The following is a 25,779-nucleotide window of genomic DNA, read 5'->3' as shown; positions in this document are numbered from 1 at the left end:
TAATGCCTACCATACAACAGTTAGTTCGCAAGGGCCGCGAAAAGCTGGACTTTAAATCGAAGTCGCCAGCCTTGGACGCTTGCCCACAGCGTCGGGGTGTATGCACGCGCGTGTACACCACCACCCCGAAGAAGCCCAACTCGGCTCTTCGTAAAGTTGCCCGTGTTCGGTTATCGAACGGGAAAGAAGTTAACGCCTACATTCCGGGCGAAGGCCACAACCTGCAAGAGCACTCAATCGTGCTGATCCGCGGTGGCCGGGTGAAAGACCTGCCGGGTGTACGTTACCACATTGTTCGGGGTGCCCTGGATACGGCTGGCGTAAGCGGTCGTCTGCAAAGCCGCTCGAAATACGGTGCCAAACGGCCCAAACCAGGTCAGGCTCCGGTTGCCAAAAAAGGCGCACCTGCTAAGAAGAAAAAGTAAAATGATTTTGGATTGGGGATTTGGGATTGTTGCTGACGCTAGCGCAAACGTACTCTGGCGTCAGCAACAATCCCAAATCCGAAATCCCCAATCCAAAATCAAATTAACTGCCCGTTGAAAGATCACGGCAGAGTAAGAGCAATCTGAAGACATACAATGAGAAAGTCGAAACCACCCAAGCGTTACGTATTGCCCGATCCTAAATACAAGGAGGTGCTGGTAACCAAGTTTGTTAACAATCTGATGTACGAAGGCAAAAAGTCGCTGTCGTATGCAATCTTCTATGATGCCCTGGAAGTGGTGGGGAAACGCACCAGCGAAAATGGCCTCGACGTGTGGAAGAAAGCGTTGAACAACGTAATGCCATCGGTTGAAGTAAAAAGCCGCCGTGTTGGTGGGGCTACCTTTCAGGTCCCCACCGAAGTACGCGCTGACCGGAAAGTCTCGGTAGGCATGAAATGGCTGATCCGTTTTGCGCGTTCACGCGGTGAAAAGACAATGGTTGACCGGCTTGCCGCCGAAATCGTTGCCGCTGCCAAGGGCGAAGGTGCTGCCGTTAAGAAGAAAGACGATACGCACCGCATGGCCGAAGCAAACAAAGCGTTCTCACACTTCCGGTTCTAGCAAATGCGCTGGCCCAAAGGCTTGGCAATCAGATTATTCTGGTGTTCAGGTTTTACCCCTTGGCCGCGTTGCTGGACCAAAAGCGGTGTGTAAATTTAGAAAAGCCTCCCACTCAAATGGGGGGCTTTTTTCGTGCCCGCCAAATCGCATCTGCCCGAAACGCCGTACCTTTGGTGAGTACAAAAACAGTTCGAAATGACGACCACCACCTCCCGTACTCGCGACACGCAAATTTTTGATTTGATTGCCAAAGAACAGCACCGGCAGGAGTCGGGTATTGAACTGATTGCTTCGGAAAACTTCGTGTCGCCACAAGTGATGGAAGCAGCCGGGAGCGTCTTGACAAACAAATATGCCGAGGGACTACCGGGTAAGCGATATTATGGTGGTTGTGAGGTAGTTGACGAAGTGGAACAGGTAGCCATTGACCGCGTGAAAGAACTCTTTGGCGCGTCGTGGGCCAATGTGCAGCCGCACTCAGGTGCCAATGCCAACACGGCCGTTTTTCTGGCCACGCTTAAACCGGGTGATACCATTCTGGGTTTCGACCTGAGCCACGGCGGGCACCTTACCCACGGGTCGCCGGTCAATATTTCGGGTAAGTATTTCCGGCCAACGTTCTACGGTGTAGAGCGCGAGACGGGTGTGATTAATTACGACGTTGTGGAAGAAACGGCTCACCGCGAGAAGCCCAAAATGCTGATCTGCGGTGCCTCGGCCTATAGCCGTGACTGGGACTACGAACGTCTCCGCGCCATTGCCGACTCGGTAGGGGCTCTGATGCTGGCCGACGTAAGCCACCCGGCGGGGCTTATTGCCAAAGGCCTGCTGAATGACCCACTGGCGTACGCCCACATCGTGACCACCACCACCCACAAAACACTACGCGGTACGCGGGGCGGGCTGATCATGCTGCGCAACGATTTCGAGAATACGCTTGGTATTAAAACACCAAAAGGCGAACTACGCATGATGTCGTCGCTGCTCGATTCGGGGGTGTTTCCGGGTACGCAGGGTGGGCCGCTGGAGCATATCATTGCAGCCAAAGCCATTGCCTTCGGTGAGGCCCTGACCGACGAGTTTTACGACTACGCTGTACAAGTGAAAGCCAACGCGCAGGCTATGGCGAGTGCATTTGTAGACAAAGGCTACCAGATCATTTCGGGTGGGACGGATAACCACCTGATGCTCATTGACCTGCGTACAAAGGGCGGACAGACCACGAACCTAACGGGCAAACTGGCTGAAAACACCTTGATTAAAGCCGACATTACGATTAACAAAAACATGGTGCCGTTTGACGATAAATCGCCGATGGTAACGTCGGGAATGCGCGTTGGTACGGCGGCCATGACCACGCGGGGCATGAAAGAAACCGACATGGTTCAGATTGTTACCTACATTGATGAAGTACTGACCAACCACGATAACGAGGCCAAAATCAGTACCATTAAGACAGAAATTAACGCCTGGATGAAGGCATTTCCGTTATACGCATAAATTAATGGTGAAAGAGCGAGAGAGTGAAAGAGTGAATTTTGCATTACAATATATCAGGCACTTTCCTGTATCGAAGGCCATTCACTCTTTCACTCTTTCGCTCTTTCACTCTTTCACCACATGGCATTAGATCAGGCATTTGACCAGCGGGGTTACGACGAGGACGAAGACGAGGCGGGCGAAAGTAGCGATGGTACCGAGATGACCTTTCTGGAGCACCTAGAAGAGCTCCGATGGAACCTGATACGGGCGTTCGCATCAATCTTTGTGTTTGCCATTATCGCGTTCATTTACATTCACGAGATTTTCGATTACGTTATTTTGGCCCCCTCGCGCCCGGACTTCTGGGCCTACCGCCAACTTTGCCGACTGTCGGACTTGACGGGTTATGCCGACCTGTGTGTGAAGAAACTGGACTTCCAGTTGCAGGCGCTGGGGATGTCTGACAACTTCACGATGGGCATTACCATCTCGTTTATTATCGGGCTGTCGTTTGCGTTTCCGTATGCCTTTTGGGAAATCTGGCGGTTCATTAAGCCGGGCCTGCGGATAACCGAAAAGCGGGCAGCGCGTGGTGCTGTGTTCTTTGTGTCGTTGTTGTTTTTCATTGGCCTAATGTTTGGCTACTTCGTGGCTTCGCCGTTGGCTATCAACTTCTTAGCTAACTGGCAGCTATCGCCGGAGATAAAAAACCAGTACGATATTACGTCTTACATCTCTATTCTGGCTACGCTGTCGTTGGGTTGTGCGCTGATGTTTCAGATGCCTATGATCGCGTTTGTCCTCTCGAAAGTGGGTGTGCTCACGCCGTCGTTTATGCGTACGTTCCGCAAGCACGCCTGGATTGTGATTCTGGTGGTGGCTGGTATTATTACTCCCTCCCCCGACGTGTATAGCCAATTGCTGGTGGCCTTTCCATTGGTAATCCTCTATGAGATCAGTATTCTGGTGTCGGCTTCTATACAACGGACGCGTTTAAAAGAGTCGCAAGAATTGCTGAAGGATTGATTGGGCATCGTCATTTCCTAAAAAGGGTCAACAACTACGGTTTGTTGGCCCTTTTTAGTTTTCTGATTAGGTTACAAACGACCAGTGTCGCGATTAATGATGAAGGATCGGACTACATTGATTAACGTAAAAGGTGGTTACATCTAAACCAATCTTGCCTGCAATCGTTTTGTCATAACCCGCATATAAATAGGTATATCTGCCTTATGTGTGGTGCCTGCTTTTGACCTATGACATGATAAGTTTTACTAGTTAGCACATTTGTCATCGGATGTATGTCATTACTAACGCCACCGCTTACAATTGCCTATTTTTCGCCCACTTTACCTGTCAAACAGCGCGTATACTTAACCTCACTGGCGGTAGATTACTACACCATCGATGTAAGTCGTTATGGCGATGACATTCCCAGAACTGTCAGTTACCTGGCCCCTGACTACTTAATCATCCAGGGATTCAGCGCACAGGTTCTGTCGGGTGGGTTTGAACTGTTGAAGCAGATTCGGGCTATCCCCAAATTGGCCACCAAATGCATAGCACTGCTTAATGCATCTGAATTAGTCAGCCAACAGTATAACGCGCTTGATCTGAGCGGGTATCTACCCATTGATTTTACAGATAATGAACTGCTAGACTGCCTGACTGCCCTGGCCAAAGGTTATCGGTATACTGGAGATAGACAGGCTAAACTGGCTCATCTGCCTTGCCAAAGACAACTAATTAGCCAGTTAACGGAGCGCGAAAAAGAAGTAGTTAAGCTAATTGGGCAGGGTTATTCAAATAAGGAGATAGCAGACCTGCTGTTTATTAGTGTGAAGACAGTAGAGACGCATAAATTGAAATTGATTCATAAGTTGGCAGTACAGTCATCCAGCGAGTTGCGTCATCTGGCCATTACTATTGGCCGGGGGTTATGAATAAGGTAAGGGTAAACCCTTATTGTTTATTAATATATCAGAGAATTTACGTATTGATGCCATTAATTTATTAGTAGACCTTTGACTGGCGAATCGATTCACGCAAATCGTTGCCTAGTCAGAATGGCCGCTGGCTGGGCGCTAACATCTTTAACTCAGCTAAATCATGCATTTCTACAAAAAAGGCCTGCTGCGTGCAGGCATCTACGCCCTGTTAGGCGGCTTGTTGACTATCCCCATTAGCTGCGATCAGCAGACAGGAGAAAGTGTTTCACCAAAGAGTGATGCTCAATCAAAAACGGCTGGTGATGCCGGTGCCCGTGTTTCGTGTGGCGGATTCGACTACGTTAGCGGGCAATTTTTAGGCACCTGGACAGCAACCGGCAGTCGCCTCCAAGTGGTTGAGGGAGCGGGTGGGTTGTTTGTTGCCCAAATAACAGAAGAAAATAACGGTAACAGTGGCAACTTCATCATACGTAGCGGTGACTTTTTAAACCGAGGAGATATAGACAAAACAGGCGCGATCAATGCTAGCGCGTCTTGTTTTCGAGGATTCACAGGCGGTGGCCCAGGCTGGTTTGTGCCGGGGTTTAGTGTTGGTGATTTGGGCCCTCAGTTTGAGCAGTTTAATGCTAATGACGGTTCTCCTGCGTATAGGGTAAAGTGTAGTCCCCGGTTTGATGGTATATCGGATGGTGCACATGATCGCCGTCTAATCGGCAATTGGGTTATTAACTCTTCGGTTAGCTGCCCCATTGAAGCTCGTCGAATAAATGGCACACTGTATGTGGTGCAAAATATCACCAATGTCGATGCACAAGCGTCGCTTGGTGGGACCCGTGACGCATTCATTATTCGCGGTAGAAATATTCTGGTCCGCACAGATGTAGCCATCAACCCATTTACGCAAGATCCGCTCGACAGAGGCCGGACACACTGTTTTACAGGGCAACTTGATACAGGCATAACAGGTCTGTTAAGTCCTGTTGATCTAAACACCTTCACCATCAACGGCTATACACGTGTCAACACTGCCAGTGGGGAGCTTGTGGCATGGCGAAAAAATTAATAAGCTGGTTTTTAGTGTCTAGTCTAATGATTTACGAAGTCCAGTCTGCTGGTCGATCAGGCCAAGACTGGGCTTCGTTCTGTATTATAATGAAGTCACCTACCGCGTCGTTTTATAAGCAGCTATCTTCTGCTTGCTCATGTTGATAAAAATGCCCTTGTGCTTAAGCTTATTGCTGGCGGTTACACCCGTTTTAGCCCAGTTACCGTCCCCAAAACCAGCTTCATTTATTTGCAACTATACTGGTGGGCGGGCGCCGTCAATTGAATGCAGTTATGATCCGCAGGCGGCTAGCATTGGCCATGCCGGACGGGTGGTAGACCGCATTTTGAAGCCAATTGGGCTGATGCGGAATTTTAAGGTGATGGAGTGTGCCAACACCCAAAACTGCTTTGCCGCCGTGCTGAACGGGCAGCGCTACATCATCTACGATGCCGCATTTATGCAGCAACTTGAAGAGGCCACCGAAACCGACTGGACGGCTACCAGCGTGATGGCGCACGAAATTGGGCACCATTTGCAGGGCCACACGCTGACCACGGGTGGCAGCACACACCAGAAAGAACTGGAAGCCGACCGGTTTTCGGGGTTCGTGTTGCATCAACTTGGCGCTACCCTCGACGAGGCATTAATTGCTATTCGGGCAATTGGGGCGGTGAATGCTTCGGCTACGCACCCCGCCCGCGCCACCCGGCTGGAGGCAATTCAGAAAGGCTGGGCCGAGGCCGATGCACTTTATCCACGCACTAAACCAGTAGACCCCAGCCGTCCGGCAGCACCACTTGTGTCTGCTGCGCCAAGAGGGCAGTTGGCCGAGGTGACAGCTGGCGTTGCGCCTACGCTGGTGACGCAGTTTTATACTGACGGTCGGCTGAAGTACAAAGGCGGTGTGTTGATGAATCTTCGAACCGGTTACGGCACCTACTACTAACCGCTATGCCGGGCAGTTTGCCTATGACCAACCGCACGGTAAGGGCACTTATTATTTTGCCGACGGTGATAGGTTTGTGGGTACCTTCCGCAGTGGTAGGCGCACCGGGCCGGGTACCCTATATGATGCCGACGGTGAAGTGACGGAGAAGGGAAACTACCTCAACGATGCATTACAGTAAGGACTATCAATCTGACCAAGTTTTCACTAAAAAGCCCCACAGCGTTTGCTATGGGGCTTTTTGGTAGCAGAAAAACTGGCTTTGGCCTAAAACGTATATGAAGCCCGTGCGAACAGGAATCGACCATTGAAACCAAACTGCTGCACAGCTCGGCTATAAACAAACCGCCCGTTAGATGTATTGTCAAGCCCGCCCGAATAGCTGGTGGCGGGGTTGCCCGTGAGGTTGTTGGCGTTGTTGCGCGGATTTACATACAGTACATCGGGGTAGACGTCGAAGAGGTTGTTGGCCCCTACCTGAAGCTGCGCGGCTTTGGTGACGTTATAGCTTACGGTCAGATCGGTGATCCATTTGGCTGAAAACGTCTGATCGTTTTCAACTGGAAAATCCTGACCTGCTACCTGCGTGCGGGTGCCGTTGGGCAGGTAGGGCGAGGTAGGACTGAGGTAGGTAACCTCGCCAAACCGCACCGACCGGGCAAATACATTCCAGCGGCCAAAGCCGTAACTCCCGCTGAGGTTGATTTTGCTGCGTGGCACTGAACTCTCGAACCGCGACCGTTCCTGCCTATCGAATAGGCTGTTGGTGACGGCAGTGTTGCTCGAAATCTCCGTTGGCACGGCAATGTTGGTCACCAGCGTCTTGTTGAAATTGGCGGCGGCAGTAAGGGTTAAGGTGTTTGCCCCAATGCGTATCCGTTCGTTCAGGACAAGGTCGATGCCCCGCGTAGTGGTGTTGATAGCGTTGGTGAAGAACTGAACCGTGTTGATGTTGGCCACCTGCGCCGTGGTACCGCTGGGTTGCGTGGTGATCTGGACAGGGTCAACGGTGTTCAGAATCTGGTTGACGGTGCCCGTGGTCAGGTTGCCCGACTCGCGGTTGAACTGGCTCGAAAACACAATCCGGTTTGTGATGTCGATTTGGTAGGCGTCTACCGTAAAAGAAAACGATCCCCGCTTACCAGCCAGGCCCAAGCTGTAGCTTTTCGAGAGTTCGGCACGGAGGTTGCCAACGCCAAACAGGCCCACAATGGGACTGTCGTTGTTAACGGTCAGCACCTGCCGGGGTACGCTATTGACGAATTGCGTACTCTCACTGTTGAAATACCGCTGGTGCAAACTCGGTGCCCGGAACCCCGTTGCCACCGCCCCGCGCAGGGCCAGGTCGTCAATGATAGACAGTCGGCCTGTGGCTTTGTAGGAAAAGTTTGACCCAAAATCGCTGTAGTTCTCGTAGCGTCCCGCCGCTTCCAGCAACACACGCGGCCCCAGTTCAGCCTCTATATCGGCATAGATGCCCGTGTTATTGCGCGACTTGTTCAGGGCGTTCGATGGTTTGTAACCCGGAAAACCCTGCGCGCCGGCGGCGTTATTGCCCCGGAAATTCTGCCCGTCGGGGAAACCACGCGAGTACGACCGTTCTTCGCCCGGCGTGATCTCGAAATTATCGATCCGGTGTTCCACGCCAAAAGCCGTGTTGATGCTCCGCGTGGTGCCCCCGCCCAGGGCATAGCGGCGGCTGAAGTCGAGGTTGCTGGTGTTTTGCCGGAACTGCAACGTGCCTGCGTAAAACGAACTGGGACTGGTGCCCAACGGCAGCGATGCGTTGAGGGTGTTGCTGATGTCGAACCGGATGCTGTTGCCGCCATAGGTGTTGCTCAAATCCCACCGCCAGCCCGATGCCAGTTGCCCACGCGCCCCCACCGATCCCGATAGGTCATAGACGCTGGTGTTGATCAGGGGTAGGAATCCGTTCGGGTATAGCGTCAGGTCAACCTGTGTGGCCTGCGAAGGCAGCCGGTAGAAAGCCGCGCCTGTGCCCAGTTTGTTGGTCAGGCCAGTCTGGAAATACACTTCCGTGCTGCCGTTGCCTACGCCAAACTGTCCGTTGGCCATGAAGCCAATGTTGCGTAGTTCGGCGTTACCCACCCGCATGTTGTTCCGGTCAAGGCCGCCCGCCTGCGCTTTCTGGTCATCGGCGGCTTTGGTCGTAGCGTTCACTAGACCTTCATAGCGGGCAACAAACGCGTCAGGAGTTTCGCCCGAACTGCGACTGGGCAGGCTGGTATACAGCAAAGGCCGCGTGTCGATACCGCCCCGGTTGGTAGCCCCCCGGTCGAGGTATTGCGCGCCGACGTTGATGAAGCCTTTCTGACCAATCTGGAAGCCTTTGCTCAAATCAACCTGCACGGTCTTGCCATCTGTGAACGACTTGTTTAACGCATCACTATGGCTGGCCGACTGTCCATATTGCGCTGAGACGCTCCAGGGCGTGTTTTTCTTTAGCACAATGTTGATCACGCCTGCAATGGCATCTGAGCCGTATTGCGCCGCTGCCCCGTCGCGCAGCACCTCCACGCGCTCGATGGCCGCCACCGGAATGGCGTTCATGTCGGTACCCACGGTGCCCCGGCCAAAGGTGCCGTTGATGTTCACCAGGGCCGTATTGTGCCGCCGCTTGCCGTTCACCAGCACGAGCACTTGGTCGGGACCCAGGCCGCGTAACGATGCCGGGTCGATGTGGTCGGTGCCGTCGGAAACGGCCTGCCGGTTGGAGCTGAATGAGGGGGCAATGAAATTCAGAATCTGCGTCACGTCGGTTTGGGCGTAGGACCGCATCTCTTTCGCGCCGATCACATCAACGGGCACGGGTGTTTGAATGTTGCTGCGGGCGGTGGCGGCGCGTGAGCCAATGACCACTACTTCGCTCAGGCTGGCCAGCCCTTCGCCCAGCGCCATATCGACGGTTGCAGTGCCCGACTCGGCTACGGTGACGGGGCGTTCTACGCTGTCGTACCCCACAAAAGAAAAGCGGAGAGTATAGTTGCCGGGGCTTAGCCTGATAGCGTAATTGCCGTCGGCATCGGTAGATGCGCCCGTGTTGGTGCCAACCACAAAAACGGTCACGCCGGGCAGTGAAGAACTGTTTTTGGTGTCGGTAACGCGCCCCTGCACGCCCTGCGCGAAGCCCACGGCCACGCTGAGAAGCCAAAGAAGGGCAACTGCCCCCCACCGGCCTGGTTTGTACTGAAATAACATGGAGTAAATCGGTTAGTATTCAATTGACGACCCCCAGAAAAGCCAGGGGCCAATACGTATCAACCGCCGTTAAAAACCGATTAGTTTCATGTCTAGCAAGTAAGTAGGATTTACCGAGCTTAGGGATTTTAGGTTGCCAGGTAGGTATTGTCTGGTCATCATAACCTACTCCTCATGCTTTGGTTGCAAGATCACTTTGCCGTAGACAGTGCGTGATTCGGCGAGTTTCATGGCGACGGTGATCTGCTCTAAGGGAAAGCGGTCAGCTATTTTTGGGGTGATTGCTCCTTTGGCCAGCAGGCTCATCAGCTGGGCGAAGTCATCGCGCAGGCGAGATTGAAAGGCCTTGCTACCCCGCCCGGCCAGGACATTATAGAAACCTACTTTTCGGCCGTTAGGCATCAGGGTCCACCAGGTTAGTTTAGCCAGTAGCGCAATGAATTTTGGCACAATCGATTCTGTGCTGTTTTTGGCAGAAGCAATGGCGTAACAAACTAGTGTACCCCCTGACTTCAGCAGGCTAAAGGACCGGTTTACACTTGCCCCACCCACGTTGTCAAACGCCGCATCGATACCGTCGGGGGCAAGCTCACGAACGCGTTGAACCAGGTTCACATCATTGTAGTCAACGGGTTCCACACCCTGCGCCCGGAGTGTGGCGTGGTGCCGGGGCGAGGCCGTGCCAATTACCCGGACACCAGCGTGACGGGCTAATTGCGTTAAAATGCTGCCCACGCCGCCGTTGGCCCCATGCACCAGAATGGTTTGTCCCTGCTGAACGTAGGCCGTGCGGTGTAGCATTTGCCAGGCGGTGATGCCGTTTACTACCAGTGTCTCGGCATCGGCGGGGTCAATACCCGCTGGAACGGGCAACAGGTCACTGGCGGCAAGCAGGGCATAGCTGGCCCAACCCCCGGTTTTGGTCAGAGCCGCCACGCGTTGGCCTATCAATGATGCATCAAGGCCGGGACCAACGGCGGCAACCGTGCCCACGAGGTCATAGCCCGGCGTGAACGGAAATTTCGGTTGGCCCGGATAACGTCCCCGGCGCATTGACTGTTCGGCGAAGGAAATGCCACTGGCTTCGATCCGGACAACCACCTGCCCTGCTGCCGGGTGGGGCAGAGTGTGGCGCTGGAGAATAAATTCTTCGGGTTCAACAATGTGGGGGAATACCACCTGCTGGCTAACGAAAGTAGCCTGGCTGGTGTTTTGGAGGCTGGGGGCTGCGCTGAATGTGCTCATGATGTTGCTCTGTGTTTGTTATATTACACTGCAAAGCTACCGGCACCTTAAAGCCCAATTCGTTGACGATGGTTAAGAAATCAATGCCTCAGACTATGCAAAATCAACTCGACGTTCTGCGTGCGTCTATGCAGCAGTGGATACCTCTTGACGAGGCCCTCTGGGCCGACCTGCAACAGCGACTCCACTACCGTATCTATCAAAAACGGCAGGTGCTGATAGCCGAGGGGCAGCTGAGCCGGGAAATTGCCTTTGTAGTTTGTGGGGCATTTCGCTATCATAAGGATATTGATGGCGAAGAAGTAACCACCTACTTTTCGTTCGAGAACGATTGGATAGGGGCCTACGCTGACTTTGTTCGGCAGTCGCCCAGTGAGGTCACTATTGAGGCGATGGAAACGAGTGAGTTGCTGGTATTGTCTTATGATGACATGCAGGCCCTGTATCAAAAACACCCCATGTTCGAGCGTTTCGGTCGGCTCATTGCCGAGCACCTGCTAACCTGTTTCGGCGACCGAATGGCGAGCTTGCTGCTGAAAACCCCAGAGGAACGGTACGAAAAGACGCTGGCCGACAACCGGCATTATTTTGAGCGTGTACCGCAACATTACATCGCTTCCTACTTAGGTATACGCCCTGAATCGCTTAGCCGCCTCCGCAACCGGATGATGCGTAAAGCCGTCTTGTGAATGTCGTTCTTCACATAAAAAGGCCCCACAGACAGTCTGTGGGGCCTTTTTATGTGAAGAACGAGGGGTATTCTAATCCACAATGCTTAGCTTGACGGTGTTGGTTTTGCGCTGCTGGGCGAGAGGCATGCTCAGGGTGTTGATGAAAATATCGCCTGATTCCAGCTCGCCGCGGGCAATGAGCGTTTGCTTGATACTTTCCACGGTCTGATCTACGGTAAGCTCGGTTTGGGGGGTGAACGGGATCACCTGAACACCCCAGTATAGACCCAGCACATTGCGCAAACGGGCATCGGGCGAGAACACGAAGATGCTCGCTTTGGGCCGGTGGTGGCTAAGCCGCACGGCCGTGTAGCCCGACGTGGTAATGCCAATCACGGCTCTGGCGTGGGTGTCGCGGGCAAGGCGGCAGGCGCTCATCACCACGTTGTCGTTAAGCACGTTTTCGCTGGGGAAATCATTTACCTGCGTGTGGTAACGGTAATAGATTTTCTCCGACTTGGCCTCTACGTTGCGAATCGTGGCGGTCATGTTTTCTACGGCCAGCACAGGGTATTTACCCGACGCCGTTTCGGCCGAGAGCATCACGGCATCGGCCCCGTCGAGTACCGAGTTGGCCACGTCGTTGATTTCGGCGCGGGTGGGGCGGGGGGCGTCAATCATGCTTTCCAGCATCTGGGTGGCCACAATCACGGGCTTAGCGGCCCGGTTGCACTTCTCCACCAGCATCTTCTGAATCATGGGCACCTCTTCGGCGGGGAGTTCCACGCCCAGGTCACCGCGGGCTACCATAATGGCGTCGGTGGCTTCAATAATGGCGTCGATGTTAACGATGGCTTCGGGCTTCTCGATCTTGGCCACCACGCGGGCCAGCTTGCCTTTCGATTTAATGTAGTCTTTGATCTCCAGAATCTCCTGCGCTTCCCGCACAAACGAGAGGGCGATCCATTCTACGTCGTGCTCCAGCCCAAAGTCAAGGTCGGCCCAATCTTTATCCGTTACCGAGGGCATGGATACCTTCGTGTTGGGCAGATTCACCCCTTTTTTCGACTTCATTGGCCCGCCGTAGACTACCTCGGTCACGACGTCGGTACCATCCACGCCTACCACTTTCACTTCCAGTTTGCCATCGTCGAGCAGGATGCGTTCGCCGGGGCGCACATCGCGGTACATGCCTTTATAGGGCGTACTGACGCGGTTGGCCGTCCCAATCATTTCGTCGTTGGTGAACACTAGTTGCTGCCCGGCCACAATCTGAACGCCATTGACGGGGTCTTCAACGGCCCCGATGCGGATTTTCGGGCCTTGTAAATCCTGCAACACGCACAGGTTGAGGTTATGCTCTTCGTTGATTTCGCGGATGCGGGTCAACCGTTGCAGGTGGTCGTCGTGGGTGCCGTGCGAAAAGTTGAGCCGGAATACGTTGACGCCCGCGTGGGCAAGGGCCAGCAGTTGGTCTTTGGTGTCTGAGGCCGGACCAACGGTGGCAACAATCTTTGTTCGTTTAAACATGGAGTAACTGAAGAAGGGGCTGATGCTGAACGTATCGACCGCAAAAATACGGTTTGTCTGTTTGGTTGTTGGTCTGTTTGTCTGTTATCTGCTCAACAGGCCAACAACCAAACAGACAAACACACAAACAGTTAAGCCACTGTTTTGCCTTCTCGATTGAATCTGTTATTTTTGCGCACTCAATTCAGGAACAGGCATATTTACCGAATCATACAATGAAAAGAACGTATCAACCGTCGAACCGCAAGCGCCGCAATAAGCACGGCTTCCGCGAGCGGATGTCAACGCCCAACGGGCAAAATGTACTGGCCCGCCGCCGCGCCAAAGGCCGTTGGAAACTGACCGTTTCGGACGAGAAGAAAGGCAACCGGTTCAAGATGTAATGCTTGCCGTAGAGGCCAACAAAAAGCCGCTCCTGATTATCAGGAGCGGCTTTTTGCTTAAATGCCTAACCGATTAACGCACCTCATCGGCCTTTGTTGGCAGATCGTCATGCAGCAAACGTACCTGGTGGGCATGCCACTCATTCCAGTATCGGATGACATCCTCATCGAACAAGTCGTCGTGTTCCAACGTACCCAAGTAATCACCGAGGTTTTCGTGGTAATGCTCGCAGAAATCCCGGTAATGCCCAATACCCGTTAGGTGCGTTTTATCCTTGGAAAGCCATTCTTCGCACTTACTTCCCATTTTGTCGCTGAACGGTTTAGTCAGCAGATTGACTAATAGCGCGGGTAGGGTGAAGCCCGTCACAAATCCAGCAACAGTTGCGACTTCGCCTACACCCGACGAAACACCCGATTGAATTGCCTGTTCCTTGGTCTTGCTGAAGACACCGCTTTTTTGTGCCTCTTCGGCTGCGTGGTGATACACATAATGCAGTAGCCGCAGCATCGTAGGCAGGTCGTAGTGTTTTTCGCAGAAGAAATATTTTACAAAATCGGCATATACACATGCTTTGTCGAGGCGGGCCTGCTTGGGAATCGTGAGCTGCCAACTGTTGATGAACCGCGCCAGCCGTTCTTCGAGTAAGTGAGTATCGTGCGGGGCAGGGTGGGTCAGGCGGTGCAAGGCCTCGGCAATGCTTTCATCGTTGGTGAGGCGTTGGGTACGTTCGTCCTGGCTTTGCGTGCTAAACGCCGACTCTTGCTGCCGGGCATTGTCCTGAATCGCACCCAATGCGGTTGCAGAAGCTTTTTGCCGTTGGTACTCAGCCGCCTTTTCCCGTTGTGTTTTGGTGAGGTCTATCCGCCAGGCTTCATAAAAAGGCGGGACAGGCGCACCGTTACCAGTTGCCAGTTCGATAGCCGCCTGAATCTCGCGGAAGTGGGCGTAGTGCATCAACTGCGGCAGGAGTGGCTGCGCGAAGTCAATGGTTTGTTGCTTGAAGCCGTCTTCATAGACCCGCAACCGACTCCGCTGTATTTTCTCCAGTTGCCGCTGTTTTCCCTCGGCGTCGTTAAGGGCGTCGAGCGTGAGTAGCCGCATATATTGGGCAGGAACGTAATAGTCGGCCTTGCGGAATATGGTGTCGGCGGCTTGTAGGTACGTGGGTTCGTTAACCTGTTGCCACGCCCAGTAGTAAATTAAACCGGCGTAGTATAACTCACTGACGGGCTGTATGTCTCGGTCGAAGCTGATGACATACGGCTCAACCTTCTTTGTCAGCGCATCGAGCAGAGCCGCATCGAGTTTTGGCTCCAGAAAATCGGCCCACGCGCAGAGGTAATAAAACTGCCCCATCAGGCTAAGCGAAAACTCCTTGTCCAGTACATCGTCGTATAGCCTAAACGCTTCGGCGGTATGACCCATAAAGTAACTGGTGAGCGCGAGGGCGTACCCGTAATCTTCGCCCTGTTCATCGGTTAGGCTGGCGTAGTAGCCTAATAGGGTATCAACAGCGGCGCATTGGCGTTCCGTTTGGAGGATTGCCTTTTTATAGCTCTCTAAATTATCGACATATGGAAACCGCGCAAACAATGCCTTGAGTACGTAGGGCGCATCGGCATACTCACGAAAGAAGGGGACAACAGTTGAGAAGAACTCTGATATCTGGCGCTGGCGCGGATCTTCTGCCATGAACAAGGCTCGGTTGAAATGGTATTGAGCCTCCAGATAGTTGCCTTGCTCCTTGTGGGCGATACCTAAATTAATGTGTATTGCGCTAAAATTAGGTTGGTGATGAATAGCGGTTTTGTAGGATTCAATGGCTTCTTCATACCGATTCTGTTCAGCATAAACTAAGCCTAAGTTGTTGTGAGCCTCAGCACAACTATCCTGATGTCGAACGGCAGTTTTGTAGAAGGTAATGGCCTCTTCATATCTCTCCTGTCTGTAATACTCGAGGCCTAAATTTAAGTAAGCAGTGTGGTTGTCAGGCTGGTAATGAATGGCAGTTTTAAAAGCTTCAATAGCCCTTTCGTACTGCCCTTGCTTTATATATACAGTTCCCAAATTGGTGTGAGCACTGGAGTAGTTGGGCTGGCAATGAATGGCAGCTTGGTAGGCTTCAACAGCTTCTTTGTGGTGCTCCTGATCTTTATACACATTGCCTAAGGAGTAATAAGCATCGGCGTAGTCAGGATGGTATTCAATAGCAGTTTGGTAAGCTTCAATAGCCTTTTCGTAATGTCCTTGGTTTTTGTATGCAATACCTAAACTTTTGTGTGCATTTGCGTAATCAGGCTGGTAATGAATGGCAGTCTTAAAAGCTTCAATAGCCTTCTCGTACTGCCCTTGCATTATATATACAGCTCCTAAATTATGAAGGGCAAAGGAAAGGTTAGCTTGGTAATTGATGGCGGTTTGGTAGGCTTCAATAGCTTCTTTGTAATGCCCTTGCTCGTAGTATATAACGCCTATGGCGTTGTGAGCATTGACGTGGTCAGGTCGAAGTGCAATAGCTTGTCCATATGCATTGATGGCTTCTTTAGAATGACCGTTCTCATAAGCTTCAAAGCCTTTGGCATACCATTCATCGGCGGTCATAGCGACTAGGTGTTTTGGGTGTAGTTAACGTACTGCCAAACAACAAGATACAGAGGCAACTGGCAAGTGGGCCAGGTCAATCGGCTCAAAAACAGGAATATCGGTTGGTTAGGATGATAGCTGCTGGAGAATGTTGCGGCTTTGGCATTTCATCCCTGTCTGTTGACTTCGTCGGCTTCCGCTACGAACGACTTTATCTAAATTAGCGTACTAATCAGTACGATAATGTACGCATATGCGCTTCACTTTCCCCAAAACCGAACGACTGACCAGCAAGAAGGTCATCGACCGATTGTTTCACCGGCCAAAGCCGGGTGAGGCGGCTCCGGTGCGGGCGAAGAATGGCCCTGACGAGCCACCAGAGACGTTTTACCTGTTTCCGTTTCGGGTTATCTATTTCCGGCAACCGATACCACCGATGCCGGATGCTGCTGTTGCTGAGGGTGTTAATAAGCCCGAAACGCCTGCGTTAGCCCCGCCGCAAGTATTGTTTAGCGTACCCAAACGAGCCTTCAAAAAAGCCGTTGATCGCAACGCCATCCGGCGGCGTATTCGGGAGGCGTACCGGCTGCATAAGCATACTCTGATGCAACCCCCAGCTTCTATCGCGTTTCTCTATACCGCCAAGGCTAAGATTTCGTTTGAAGAGATAGAAAAAGGTATGAAATTGGCTTTGAAAAGAATTAAGAATGATGAATTAAGAATTAAGAATGGACCTGCCAACTAGCATACTACACGCTGGCGGAGCCATTCTTAATTCTTAATTCTTAATTGAATTCCCATGCGCCTCCGCAAGAAACTTATACTCGGTGCCTCGGCGCTGCTCGTTGCGGGCGGCCTGACGGCTTACAAACAGGACGACCGCTTTTTCGAGATCGCCCGTAACCTCGACATCTACGCCACCATGTTCAAAGAACTGAACATGTATTACGTCGACGAGGTGAACCCCAACCGGATGGTGAAAACCAGCATCGACGCCATGCTGAAATCGCTCGATCCGTACACGAACTTCTACGCCGAAGACGACATTGAAGACTACATGACCATGACCACCGGCCGCTACAACGGTATCGGGGCCATGATCGGGTCGCGGCAAGACAAGAGCATCGTGATGATGCTGTATGAAGGTACCCCCGCCGAAAAGTCGGGTTTGCAGATCGGCGACGAGATTGTGAAAATCGACGGCGTTGATATTAAGACCCGGCGCGACGTAGATGCCAGCAAGCTGCTGCGTGGGCAAACAGGCACCGCCGTGAAACTGACCGTGAAGCGGTTTGGCCAGAAAGATCCCATCGACGTATCGGTGATGCGCGACGTGGTGAAGATGACCAACGTACCCTACCACGGCATGCTCAACGACGAGGTGGGCTACATCGATCTGAAAGATTTTATGGCGGCGGCGGGCCGCGAAGTGCGGGCAGCGTATCAGGATTTGAAGGGCAAGGGTATGAAAAAACTCGTGCTCGACCTGCGCGAAAACCCCGGCGGGCTGCTCGATCAGGCCATTGATATTTCTAACGTGTTCATTCCCAGGGGTTCAGAAGTGGTAACGACCAAGGGTAAGGTGACGGAGTGGAACAAATCCTACGCCGCACTCTCGCCCGCTTTGGACACCGACATGCCCGTGATTGTGCTAACCAATAACCACTCGGCGTCGGCGGCGGAGATCGTATCGGGGGTGATTCAGGATTATGACCGGGGCGTTTTGATCGGGCAGCGTACCTACGGCAAGGGGCTGGTGCAGACCACGCGGCCGCTGTCGTTTGGCACCCGGATGAAGATCACGACGGCCAAATATTACATCCCCAGCGGACGGTGCATTCAGGCTATCGACTACAGCCACCGCAACGCCGACGGCAGCGCGGGCAAGATTGCCGATTCGTTGCGCACAGCCTTCAAAACCAAAGCCGGACGGGTGGTCTATGACGGTGGCGGCGTTACACCCGACATTGAAACAGAGGCCCCCACGCCTACGCCCCTGGCCCAGAGCCTGAGTAGCAAAGGCCTTATCTTCGACTATGCCGTGAAGTACCATCACGACCACCCCACAATCAAACCTGCCCGTGAGTTCCGGCTGACCGACGCTGAATACCAGGACTTTGTGAAGTGGGCCGGCGACAAAGACTACGACTACACCACGCAGGTAGAAAAGGACCTCGGCACGCTGGAGGCGTCGGCTAAGAAAGAGAAATACTTCGATCAGATTCAGGATCAGTTGAAGGCCCTGAAATCAAAAATGTCGCACAGCAAAGACGCCGACATGAAAACCTTCAAAGAGGAGATCAAAATGCTGCTGGAAGGGGAAATCGCCGGGCAGTATTACCTCCAGAAGGGTATCAAAGAATCATCGTTCGGCACCGATCCCGACCTAAAAGCCGCCCTGAAGCTGTTTGGTGATATGGCTAAGTATCAGGCGATTTTAAAAAATAAATAGTGGTAAGTGCTAAGCGGTAAGCGGCCCGCCGCCCGGTGATGAGTTTGCTTACGCAGAAGCATTTACGCTGGCGTAAGCAAACTCATCACCGGGCGGCGGGCCGCTTACCGCTTAGCACTTACCACTACTGTTATGATCCTCTCCCTCGACACGTCCACCACCGTTTGTTCCGTAGCTCTGCATACCCCTGATGGGGCCTTGCTGGGTTGCTATGAACTCTACACCGAACGCACGGCTTCGTCGCGGCTGACCATGCTCGTGCAGGATGTGGTGACCCACGCAGGCTATACCCTGGCCGATTTGTCGGCTATTGCCGTGGCGAAGGGGCCGGGGTCGTATACGGGTTTGCGCATTGGTGTGTCTACGGCCAAGGGCCTCTGTTATGCGCTGGATAAACCGCTCATCGGCATCAACACACTGGCCGCCATGACCGAACAAATTCGGGCATTTTACCCAGCTAATACCCTGTTATGTCCCATGATCGATGCCCGTCGGATGGAAGTGTATTGCGCTGTGTATGAGCAGGATGGGTCTGAAAAACAGTCTACGCAGGCCCTGGTGTTGGATGATACGTCTTTTGCTGGCCTACTGGCCGACCACCCCGTTGTTTTCTTCGGCGATGGAGCCACCAAAGCCCAACCGGTGTTGACTCATCCAAACGCCCTTTTCCCTGACATGCCGGTACGTCCCTCGGCCCGCACGGTGGGTGCGTTGGCCCTTCGGGCTTACGCTGCTGGCGAATTTGAGGACCTGGTTGCGTTTGAACCGTATTACCTGAAAGAGTTCATGACAACCAAGCCCCGGCAGGCGGTGGGGTAGTCTTAGTTTCTATAAAAAAAGTAGTATTTCTAGATCAACGTAAAAAGAATACGTTCTGTGGGCTGAATCTTTGTGTAGGACATAACCAAAGATCAACATGAGCCATACACAGCGTCCTCAGCTTCTAAACAACTTCCTTCAGCAGGTAACCGGCCTGCTCAATCCAGCCAACGCCCTTCAGGCCACCACCTTAACCGCGCCCACCACACCGACTGTGGTCACGGCTACATCCACCCCCGCGCCCATGGTAGCGGAGGATACAACGGCTCTCCGCACTGTGAAGCTGATCATGGTGACGGCCAACAACAACAATAAGTACTACGAAATGCGCGAAACCGCTTCGGGTACATTCACCGTGGAATATGGGCGGGTGGGCAGTACCAAAAGCACCGCCACCTATCCGCTGACCTTGTGGGATAGCAAAATCCGGGAAAAGAAAGCCAAAGGCTACGTTGACCAGACGTACCTCTATGCCGACAAGCCCGCCGCGACCGGCACCGAAACTATTACCGACCAGGCCGTTAAGTCGCTGATTGACAAGCTCATTGGTTTCGCCCGCGAGTCGATTTATCAGAACTATGTGGTAACGGCGCAGCAGGTAACGAGCCAACAGGTGCAAAAGGCGCAGCAACTACTCGACGAACTGGCCGGTAAGCTTGCCCTGAACGTTGACCCAGCTACTTACAACGACCTGTTGCTGACGTTGTTCCAGACAATTCCGCGCAAAATGGGGCGCGTGAGTCAACACCTGATGGCGCAGGCCCCCCGGACCGATGCCGACTTGCAGCCCCTCCGCGACCGCCTCGCCGCCGAACAGGACACCCTCGACGTGATGCGTAGTCAGGTGGAAATGAATCAGCAAACCACCGACGATGGCCCCGATACAGCCCCACCTTCGCTGCTCGACAGCCTTGGCCTGATCGTAGAACCCGTTGCCGACGACCGGGTGCTGACGTTGATCAAACGGATGATGGGCACTGACGCCGACAAGTTCGATGCGGCCTTTGCCGTAAGTCAGGCCCGGACCGAGGTGGCATTTGCGCTCCACAAAGCCGAAGCCCGCAACCCCAAAACGCAGTTGCTCTGGCATGGTAGCCGCAGCGAAAACTGGATGTCGATTCTTAAAACGGGCCTTGTGCTGCGCCCCACCAACGCGGTCATCACGGGCAAGATGTTTGGCTACGGCGTCTATTTCGCCGATCAGTTCAGCAAGTCGCTGAACTACACCTCGCTATCAGGTTCGGTATGGGCGGGTGGTCGGCAGAAAGAGGCCTATCTGGCTATTTATGAAGTACACGTGGGCAAGCAACTCGTCATTGACCAGCACGAAACCTGGTGCTATGACCTCAACGCCGACACCCTCCTGCAGCGCGGCAAACAGCACGATTCGGTCTACGCGCAACGGGGCAAGAGTCTGTTGAAAAACGAGTTTATCGTTTACAACCAGAACCAAAGCACCATCCGCTACCTGGTGCGGGTGAAGGTATAAGTGAAAGAGTGAAAGTCTGAAAGGGCGAAAGAGTGGCTTTCCTTCTGCTCCTTCACTCTTTCAGACTTTCTCTTTTCACCTTTTCGCTCTTTCACCCTTCCACTCTTTCGCTCTATGAAACTCAAATCATTAACCCGGCAGGCGGTACGGATGGCCGCCACTACCCTGATGCTGGCCGAAGGCAGCACCACTACGCTTCATGTAAAAGCGTACCTCCGTGATCAGGATTACCGCGCCACCCAGGCCGATGTATCCAGTTGGCTGTTTCGTATTGCCCGCCGCGAGCGGTGGGTAGTCAACGACAACGGTCAGTTCCGGGTTTATTACTTCCCGAATTTCATTAGCCAGTTGTCAGGGCCTGTGTCGGTGCCCGGTATGGTCGTTAATTAATCGGATTGCGGGGGCCTGATAGGCGCTTTGTGGCTTCGCGCATCGCGCCCTTCGACAGGCTCAGGGTGACAACGACCTTGATTCAACTCTTTGATATTGCTCTACTGGCCTGTCACCCTGAGCCTGTCGAAGGGCGCGATGCGCGAAGCCACAAACCGCGTAGCTGGTCATAATTAAGGTGGGTCATGGCTGTTCGGGTAGGGCGCGCAGGTGGCGAAAGATGGTGTAGTCGGCGTAGAATGTGCCGCCGGGAATAAACGAAGCCAGTATGGCCAAAAGCGTTTTGCCCAGCGGCCAGTCATACTCGGTTTTAGCCTGAATAATGGTCAGCACATAGAGCACGAACAGTAGCCCGTGAATTGGCCCCATCAGTTGTACTACGTTGGGGTAATTGGCCATGTGTTTGAGCGGAACACCCACCAGCACCAGTATTAAAAGCGACACGCCTTCGGTAATGCCGACTACCCGAAGGCGAATTTTTGGGGAGTTGATGAACGTATTCATACGCTGTGTTTAGTTGAGCAAACGCACCCAGGGGCGGGCAGCAAGGGGTGAAAATGGCCAGGGAATAGCCGCCAGAATTAGCACGAGACCGATGGTGAAATAAATAGCCGTGGTTCGAAACTGGTCCGGGGCGCTGGTCTGGCGCTTAGCCTTGCTCGATCCGATGGTTAGTAGCACCACGGCCGTGAGCATCAGGCTAAGGTGAATCAGGGCGAAAAAAGATAGTTCAGGGGCCTGGCCAAAACTGGGTTTCGTTTGCCAGTAATACCGAATGATGGGGCTAATGGTATACAGGTATATGCCCAGCAGCAGTTGTGTGTGCGCAATGGAAGTAGCCACAATCCGTAACGTCTGGTCGGTGGGGGTGTAGGGGCGACGGCGCAAAAGTCCTGAGTAGGCACTGACGAGTACGCCCAACAAACTGCCCAGCACAAGCCAGCGCAGGGCATTATGAAGCAACAGAATGACAGAATAAAGCATACAGTGAAGCAGCATGTTGTGCCCTCAAAGGTCGCGCTCAACCCACCCGCATTGTTAGGTCAAATTCGGCAAAAATTAGTCAGCATCAATCATTTTCCGAAAAGCCGACGGGCTAACTTGTGCATACCGGCGAAACAACTTGCCGAAACTGGTCTGGTCAGTAAAGCCCAGTTCGGCGGCGATCTGCCCAATACTCAACGCCGACTGGTAGAGCAGTACCTTGGCTTCCAGTACCCGCCGCTCGTCGATCCAGCGAGATGGCGACTTCCCGGTTCTGGCTCTAATGACCTTGTTCAGGTGATTAGGGCTAATATTCAGTAGGTTAGCGTAGTCTGCCACCTGACTTTTCTGCCGACTGTTCTCGTTGAGTAAGCTCATGAAGCCCTGCACGAGCCGATCACCCACGTCGGTTTTAGCGGGCGTTTGGCTGGCATACTGCCGGTTGATCTCGGCTAGCAGGGCTAGTAAATACGGATGAATGATATCGGTTCGGCTGGCACCCGATTCGGTGTATTCAACGAGGAGCCGGGCCAGCAGTTGCGCCAAAAAACTGGTCTGCTGGTCCGACAATGCGGTTATTGGGTGACTCGTCAGGCGCAAAAAATCGAAGTTTGCTTCACTGGTGGTACCCCGTAGCGTTTCGTTGCTGAAGAAGCACAGGAAGCCGGTGGTATCTTCCCGAATTGTATGTAGCGAGAATATCTGCAAAGCAGGAATAACGACCAGTTCCTGAGCACCAACGCTGTAGGCCTGATGCCCAATGGTCAGCTCTACCTGCCCGCCCGTGAGCAAAAAAACGGCGTGGTTGCCGGTACGCCCGGCTGGCATGGGCAGCTTAATAACGGGCCGGGCAAACTCGAATGAAGCGATAATGAACTGGTTGAAATTAGGCCGAAACCGGCTTTCCCACAACTCATCTTTCACCAGAAAACGCTCGCGGGCCATGGCCGGGCTGATGGCCGGAAATGTATCGTCTGCCGCCTTATTCATTCCAGGCATTCTGGCCATTTAGCGGCATACAGGGCACGTAAGTACCCGGTACGGGGTCGTAGGCCAGCACGTTTTTGCCAATCTGTTCGCTGGTGTAGTAGCCCAGCAGGGTCAGGCTTTTCAGGCGGCGGAAGAACGCGGGCGGGCCTGACGGCTTCAGCGTAATACCCCAGAGCGAGGGCGGCAGGGGAGGGGCCTCCTGATCTATTTTTAATAGAAAAACCTCGCGCTGTGCGGGTGTACAATCCACAAAAGCCTTGCCGGTTTCTTTCTCGCAACGATTCTCCAGGGCTTCCAGTCCAGTCAGGAAATTGGCTTGATCTTCTTTAGACAGCAGGTCGTGGAGCATCTTGTCGACAAACTGGGGTACGCCTAGTTCTTTGGCACCGGGCGTGGTGGTTTTGGGCAGAATCGTCTCCGTGATTTCGGCAATAGTATTGGCTTGATTCTCCGACAAAAAAACGGGTTTCCAACTCAGGTGGGCCGTTTTCGAGCAGGCCACAAACGTCTCGGTCAGGGCCGTGGCCGATACGGCATAGCCCACAAACAGGGCTGAATTTTTGAGGGCTTCGCGGCGGTTCATAGGTCGTGGCGGTTCAGGGCTTTGGTGGCGAAATCGACGGCGCGGGCGGTGAGGGCCATGTAGGTGATCGACGGGTTCACGCACGACGACGAGGTCATGCAGGCCCCATCGGTAACAAATACGTTGGGTATGCTATGGAGTTGGTTATTGCCGTTCAGCACCGACGTTTTGGGGTTGCGGCCCATACGGGCGGTGCCCATCTCGTGAACCCCCACGCCAATGCCCCCCGAATAGTCGAAGGTGGTGATGTTTTGGAAGCCCGACGCCTCCAGCATCTCGGCGGCGTCGGCCATGATCTGCTTGCGCATGGCCAGCTCGTTTTGCTTGAACTCGGCGTCGAAAACCAGCACGGGCAGGCCCCACTGGTCTTTTTTGTCCGGGTGCAGGGTCACTTTGTTGTCGTGGTTGGGCAGCACTTCGCCGAAGCCCATCAGGCCCATGCCCCAGCCACCGGGTTTAAACAAGGACTCTTTAAACGCCGATCCCACGCCGGGTGTGTTCACGCCGCTGCCCCAGTTGCCCCGGCCTGCGCCCGCACCCTGATAGTCGTAGCCCCGCACAAAATTTGGGTTCCGCGATTTCTCGTCGAGGTTTACATAGCGCGGAATAAACAGCCCGGCTGGTTTGCGGCCTTTGTAGTATTGGTCCTCCAGGCCATCGTAGCTGCCCATGGCCCCCACGTGGTAGTGGTGGTCCATGATGTTGTGGCCCAGTTCGCCGCTGTCGTTGCCCATGCCGTTAGGAAACCGCGTGGAGGTAGAATGCAGCAAAATCTGGGTCGTGGCCATGGATGAAGCGCAACAGAAGATCAGGTTGGCGTAGAACTCGGTCATCTCCTTCGTCTCTGCATCGACCACCCGCACGCCCGTGGCCCTGTTCGTCTTCTCGTCGTAGATGATCGAATGCACCACCGACTGCGGCCTGATGGCAAACTTGCCGGTGTTGTTGGCGGCGGGCAGCGTGGCGGCGTTGCTGCTGAAATAGGCACCGTAGGGGCACCCCCGCGAACAGCGATTCCGGTTTTGGCACTGCCCCCGGCCCAGCGCCAGGTGCCAGGGCTGGGGGTCGGTAAGGTGAGCCACGCGCCCCGGCGTTACATGCCGACTGTTGCCGTATTTCTTCACCATTGCCTGTTTAAAGTGTGTTTCCAGACAGTTGAGGGGTATTGGGGGTAAAAACTCACCATCGGGCAGGTGGTCGAGTCCGAGCTTTTCGCCGCTGATGCCCACAAACTTTTCGACGTAGCTATACCAGGGCGCAATGTCTTTGTAGCGAATGGGCCAGTCAACGGCGATGCCTTCGCGGGCGTTGGCCGTAAAGTCGAGGTCGCTCCAGCGGTAGCAGTGTTTGCCCCAGGTCAGCGACCGTCCGCCGGTTTGGTTGCCCCGAATCCAGTCGAAGCGTTTGGTTTCTTCGTAGGGGTTGGCCAGGTCGTCGGTGAAAAAGTGCTTGGTACCCTCACCCACAAAGCCGCTGCGGGTCTGGATGTGGTATTTCTGTTGGTCTTTGTAGCTGAGGCCGCCTCGATGGTCGAACTCCCAATGATCTTTCATCATGGTGGGATAGTCTTCTACGTGGTTGACCATGCGGCCTTTTTCTAGCACCAGCGTGTTCAGTCCTTTTTCACACAGTTCTTTTGCCGCCCAGCCCCCACTCATGCCCGAGCCAATCACGATGGCGTCGTAGCGGTGGGTTTTGTTGACGGTCGTATTTAGGTTAGCCATACAGTAGGGTAGGTTCAAGGTCTAAAGTTCAAGGTTCAAGGTCTGAGTTCAAAGTCTAAAGTCCAAGGTTCCGCACCCTGGCCTGTGTCCTCACAGGCCTACTCGTCCAAATGGTTTGCGCTGCTTACGCCTGCGTAGGCCTGTGAGGACACAGGCCAGGGTGCGGGCACTACCTCTCCCCCGGCCCCTCTCCCAAAGGGGAGGGGCCGGGGGAGAGGTAGTGCCCGCCTGAGCAAGAA

The 25,779-nt window shown here is 53.7% G+C and carries 24 protein-coding genes; 15 read left to right on the top strand and 9 right to left on the bottom strand.

What is annotated here, in order from left to right:
- Positions 1-2: 2 nt before the first annotated feature.
- The 8 genes from rpsL to J2I48_RS28640 all read left to right on the top strand — a co-directional run bounded on the left by rpsL (position 3) and on the right by J2I48_RS28640 (position 6,655).
- A complete protein-coding gene (gene rpsL, locus J2I48_RS06540; protein ID WP_207334608.1) occupies positions 3-425 on the top strand; it encodes a 30S ribosomal protein S12 in 423 nt (140 codons plus the stop codon).
- Between the two features lie 156 nt (positions 426-581).
- Positions 582-1,049, top strand: coding sequence for a 30S ribosomal protein S7 (rpsG, locus tag J2I48_RS06535; RefSeq protein WP_207334607.1), 468 nt, complete (start codon positions 582-584; stop codon positions 1,047-1,049).
- Positions 1,050-1,244: 195 nt separating this feature from the next.
- A complete protein-coding gene (glyA, locus tag J2I48_RS06530; protein ID WP_207334606.1) occupies positions 1,245-2,549 on the top strand; it encodes a serine hydroxymethyltransferase in 1,305 nt (434 codons plus the stop codon).
- A gap of 120 nt (positions 2,550-2,669) precedes the next feature.
- Entirely contained in the window at positions 2,670-3,557 is an 888-nt protein-coding gene (gene tatC, locus J2I48_RS06525; RefSeq protein WP_207334605.1) for a twin-arginine translocase subunit TatC, read from the top strand.
- A gap of 275 nt (positions 3,558-3,832) precedes the next feature.
- Complete coding sequence (locus J2I48_RS28435; RefSeq protein WP_207334604.1) at positions 3,833-4,474, top strand: response regulator transcription factor; 642 nt, start codon at positions 3,833-3,835, stop codon at positions 4,472-4,474.
- 166 nt (positions 4,475-4,640) lie between these two features.
- Positions 4,641-5,543 carry a hypothetical protein gene (locus J2I48_RS06515; protein WP_207334603.1) on the top strand — a complete coding sequence of 301 codons (903 nt, stop codon included), beginning with the start codon at positions 4,641-4,643 and terminating at the stop codon, positions 5,541-5,543.
- Between the two features lie 151 nt (positions 5,544-5,694).
- Complete coding sequence (locus J2I48_RS06510) at positions 5,695-6,474, top strand: M48 family metalloprotease (protein ID WP_229375865.1); 780 nt, start codon at positions 5,695-5,697, stop codon at positions 6,472-6,474.
- Positions 6,443-6,655: an MORN repeat-containing protein gene (locus J2I48_RS28640; protein WP_374758153.1), complete on the top strand. Its 213-nt coding sequence runs from the start codon at positions 6,443-6,445 to the stop codon at positions 6,653-6,655. Before J2I48_RS06510 ends, J2I48_RS28640 begins: the two co-directional genes overlap by 32 nt.
- Before the next feature lie 86 nt (positions 6,656-6,741).
- On the opposite strand, the gene J2I48_RS06505 is transcribed toward J2I48_RS28640, so the two are convergent.
- Both J2I48_RS06505 and J2I48_RS06500 read right to left on the bottom strand, forming a co-directional pair.
- Entirely contained in the window at positions 6,742-9,693 is a 2,952-nt protein-coding gene (locus J2I48_RS06505; protein ID WP_207334602.1) for a TonB-dependent receptor, read from the bottom strand.
- Between the two features lie 165 nt (positions 9,694-9,858).
- The gene (locus tag J2I48_RS06500; RefSeq protein WP_207334601.1) at positions 9,859-10,938 is read right to left on the bottom strand and encodes a medium chain dehydrogenase/reductase family protein; all 1,080 of its coding nucleotides are present in this window, start codon (positions 10,936-10,938) and stop codon (positions 9,859-9,861) included.
- A gap of 95 nt (positions 10,939-11,033) precedes the next feature.
- Here J2I48_RS06500 and J2I48_RS06495 point away from each other — a divergent pair, with 95 nt between their 5' ends.
- Positions 11,034-11,627, top strand: coding sequence for a Crp/Fnr family transcriptional regulator (locus J2I48_RS06495; RefSeq protein WP_207334600.1), 594 nt, complete (start codon positions 11,034-11,036; stop codon positions 11,625-11,627).
- A gap of 72 nt (positions 11,628-11,699) precedes the next feature.
- On the opposite strand, the gene pyk is transcribed toward J2I48_RS06495, so the two are convergent.
- Positions 11,700-13,139, bottom strand: a complete 1,440-nt coding sequence (gene pyk / locus J2I48_RS06490; protein ID WP_207334599.1) for a pyruvate kinase — start codon at positions 13,137-13,139, stop codon at positions 11,700-11,702.
- Between the two features lie 215 nt (positions 13,140-13,354).
- Between pyk and rpmH the strand changes: the two genes are divergently transcribed.
- Positions 13,355-13,522: a 50S ribosomal protein L34 gene (gene rpmH / locus J2I48_RS06485; RefSeq protein ID WP_207334598.1), complete on the top strand. Its 168-nt coding sequence runs from the start codon at positions 13,355-13,357 to the stop codon at positions 13,520-13,522.
- 73 nt (positions 13,523-13,595) lie between these two features.
- Here rpmH and J2I48_RS06480 read toward each other — a convergent pair whose 3' ends face one another.
- A complete protein-coding gene (locus J2I48_RS06480) occupies positions 13,596-16,127 on the bottom strand; it encodes a tetratricopeptide repeat protein (protein WP_207334597.1) in 2,532 nt (843 codons plus the stop codon).
- A gap of 235 nt (positions 16,128-16,362) precedes the next feature.
- Between J2I48_RS06480 and J2I48_RS06475 the strand changes: the two genes are divergently transcribed.
- From J2I48_RS06475 to J2I48_RS06455, 5 genes are all read left to right on the top strand, one after another.
- Complete coding sequence (locus J2I48_RS06475) at positions 16,363-16,854, top strand: ribonuclease P protein component (RefSeq protein WP_207334596.1); 492 nt, start codon at positions 16,363-16,365, stop codon at positions 16,852-16,854.
- 54 nt (positions 16,855-16,908) lie between these two features.
- Positions 16,909-18,561 carry a S41 family peptidase gene (locus tag J2I48_RS06470; protein WP_207334595.1) on the top strand — a complete coding sequence of 551 codons (1,653 nt, stop codon included), beginning with the start codon at positions 16,909-16,911 and terminating at the stop codon, positions 18,559-18,561.
- Positions 18,562-18,693: 132 nt separating this feature from the next.
- On the top strand, positions 18,694-19,380 hold the full coding sequence (gene tsaB, locus J2I48_RS06465) for a tRNA (adenosine(37)-N6)-threonylcarbamoyltransferase complex dimerization subunit type 1 TsaB (RefSeq protein ID WP_207334594.1): 687 nt from the start codon (positions 18,694-18,696) through the stop codon (positions 19,378-19,380).
- Positions 19,381-19,477: 97 nt separating this feature from the next.
- On the top strand, positions 19,478-20,869 hold the full coding sequence (locus J2I48_RS06460) for an ADP-ribose polymerase (RefSeq protein WP_207334593.1): 1,392 nt from the start codon (positions 19,478-19,480) through the stop codon (positions 20,867-20,869).
- Between the two features lie 114 nt (positions 20,870-20,983).
- Positions 20,984-21,259, top strand: a complete 276-nt coding sequence (locus J2I48_RS06455; protein ID WP_207334592.1) for a hypothetical protein — start codon at positions 20,984-20,986, stop codon at positions 21,257-21,259.
- Positions 21,260-21,442: 183 nt separating this feature from the next.
- On the opposite strand, the gene J2I48_RS06450 is transcribed toward J2I48_RS06455, so the two are convergent.
- The 5 genes from J2I48_RS06450 to J2I48_RS06430 form a co-directional block, all read right to left on the bottom strand.
- Positions 21,443-21,763 (bottom strand): DUF3817 domain-containing protein, encoded by a 321-nt coding sequence (locus tag J2I48_RS06450; RefSeq protein WP_207334591.1) that lies wholly within the window; start codon positions 21,761-21,763, stop codon positions 21,443-21,445.
- A gap of 9 nt (positions 21,764-21,772) precedes the next feature.
- Complete coding sequence (locus J2I48_RS06445) at positions 21,773-22,243, bottom strand: hypothetical protein (protein ID WP_207334590.1); 471 nt, start codon at positions 22,241-22,243, stop codon at positions 21,773-21,775.
- 75 nt (positions 22,244-22,318) lie between these two features.
- On the bottom strand, positions 22,319-23,242 hold the full coding sequence (locus J2I48_RS06440) for a helix-turn-helix domain-containing protein (protein ID WP_229375861.1): 924 nt from the start codon (positions 23,240-23,242) through the stop codon (positions 22,319-22,321).
- Complete coding sequence (locus tag J2I48_RS06435; RefSeq protein WP_207334589.1) at positions 23,226-23,816, bottom strand: gluconate 2-dehydrogenase subunit 3 family protein; 591 nt, start codon at positions 23,814-23,816, stop codon at positions 23,226-23,228. Before J2I48_RS06435 ends, J2I48_RS06440 begins: the two co-directional genes overlap by 17 nt.
- On the bottom strand, positions 23,813-25,540 hold the full coding sequence (locus J2I48_RS06430) for a GMC oxidoreductase (protein ID WP_207334588.1): 1,728 nt from the start codon (positions 25,538-25,540) through the stop codon (positions 23,813-23,815). The genes J2I48_RS06435 and J2I48_RS06430 overlap by 4 nt, the downstream gene beginning before the upstream one ends.
- Between the last annotated feature and the right edge of the window lie 239 nt (positions 25,541-25,779).

Source organism: Fibrella aquatilis (assembly GCF_017353255.1).
Taxonomy (GTDB): Bacteria; Bacteroidota; Bacteroidia; order Cytophagales; family Spirosomataceae; genus Fibrella; species Fibrella aquatilis.
Note: the sequence above shows the minus strand (reverse complement) of the source record. Positions and strands in the feature narration are given on the sequence as shown.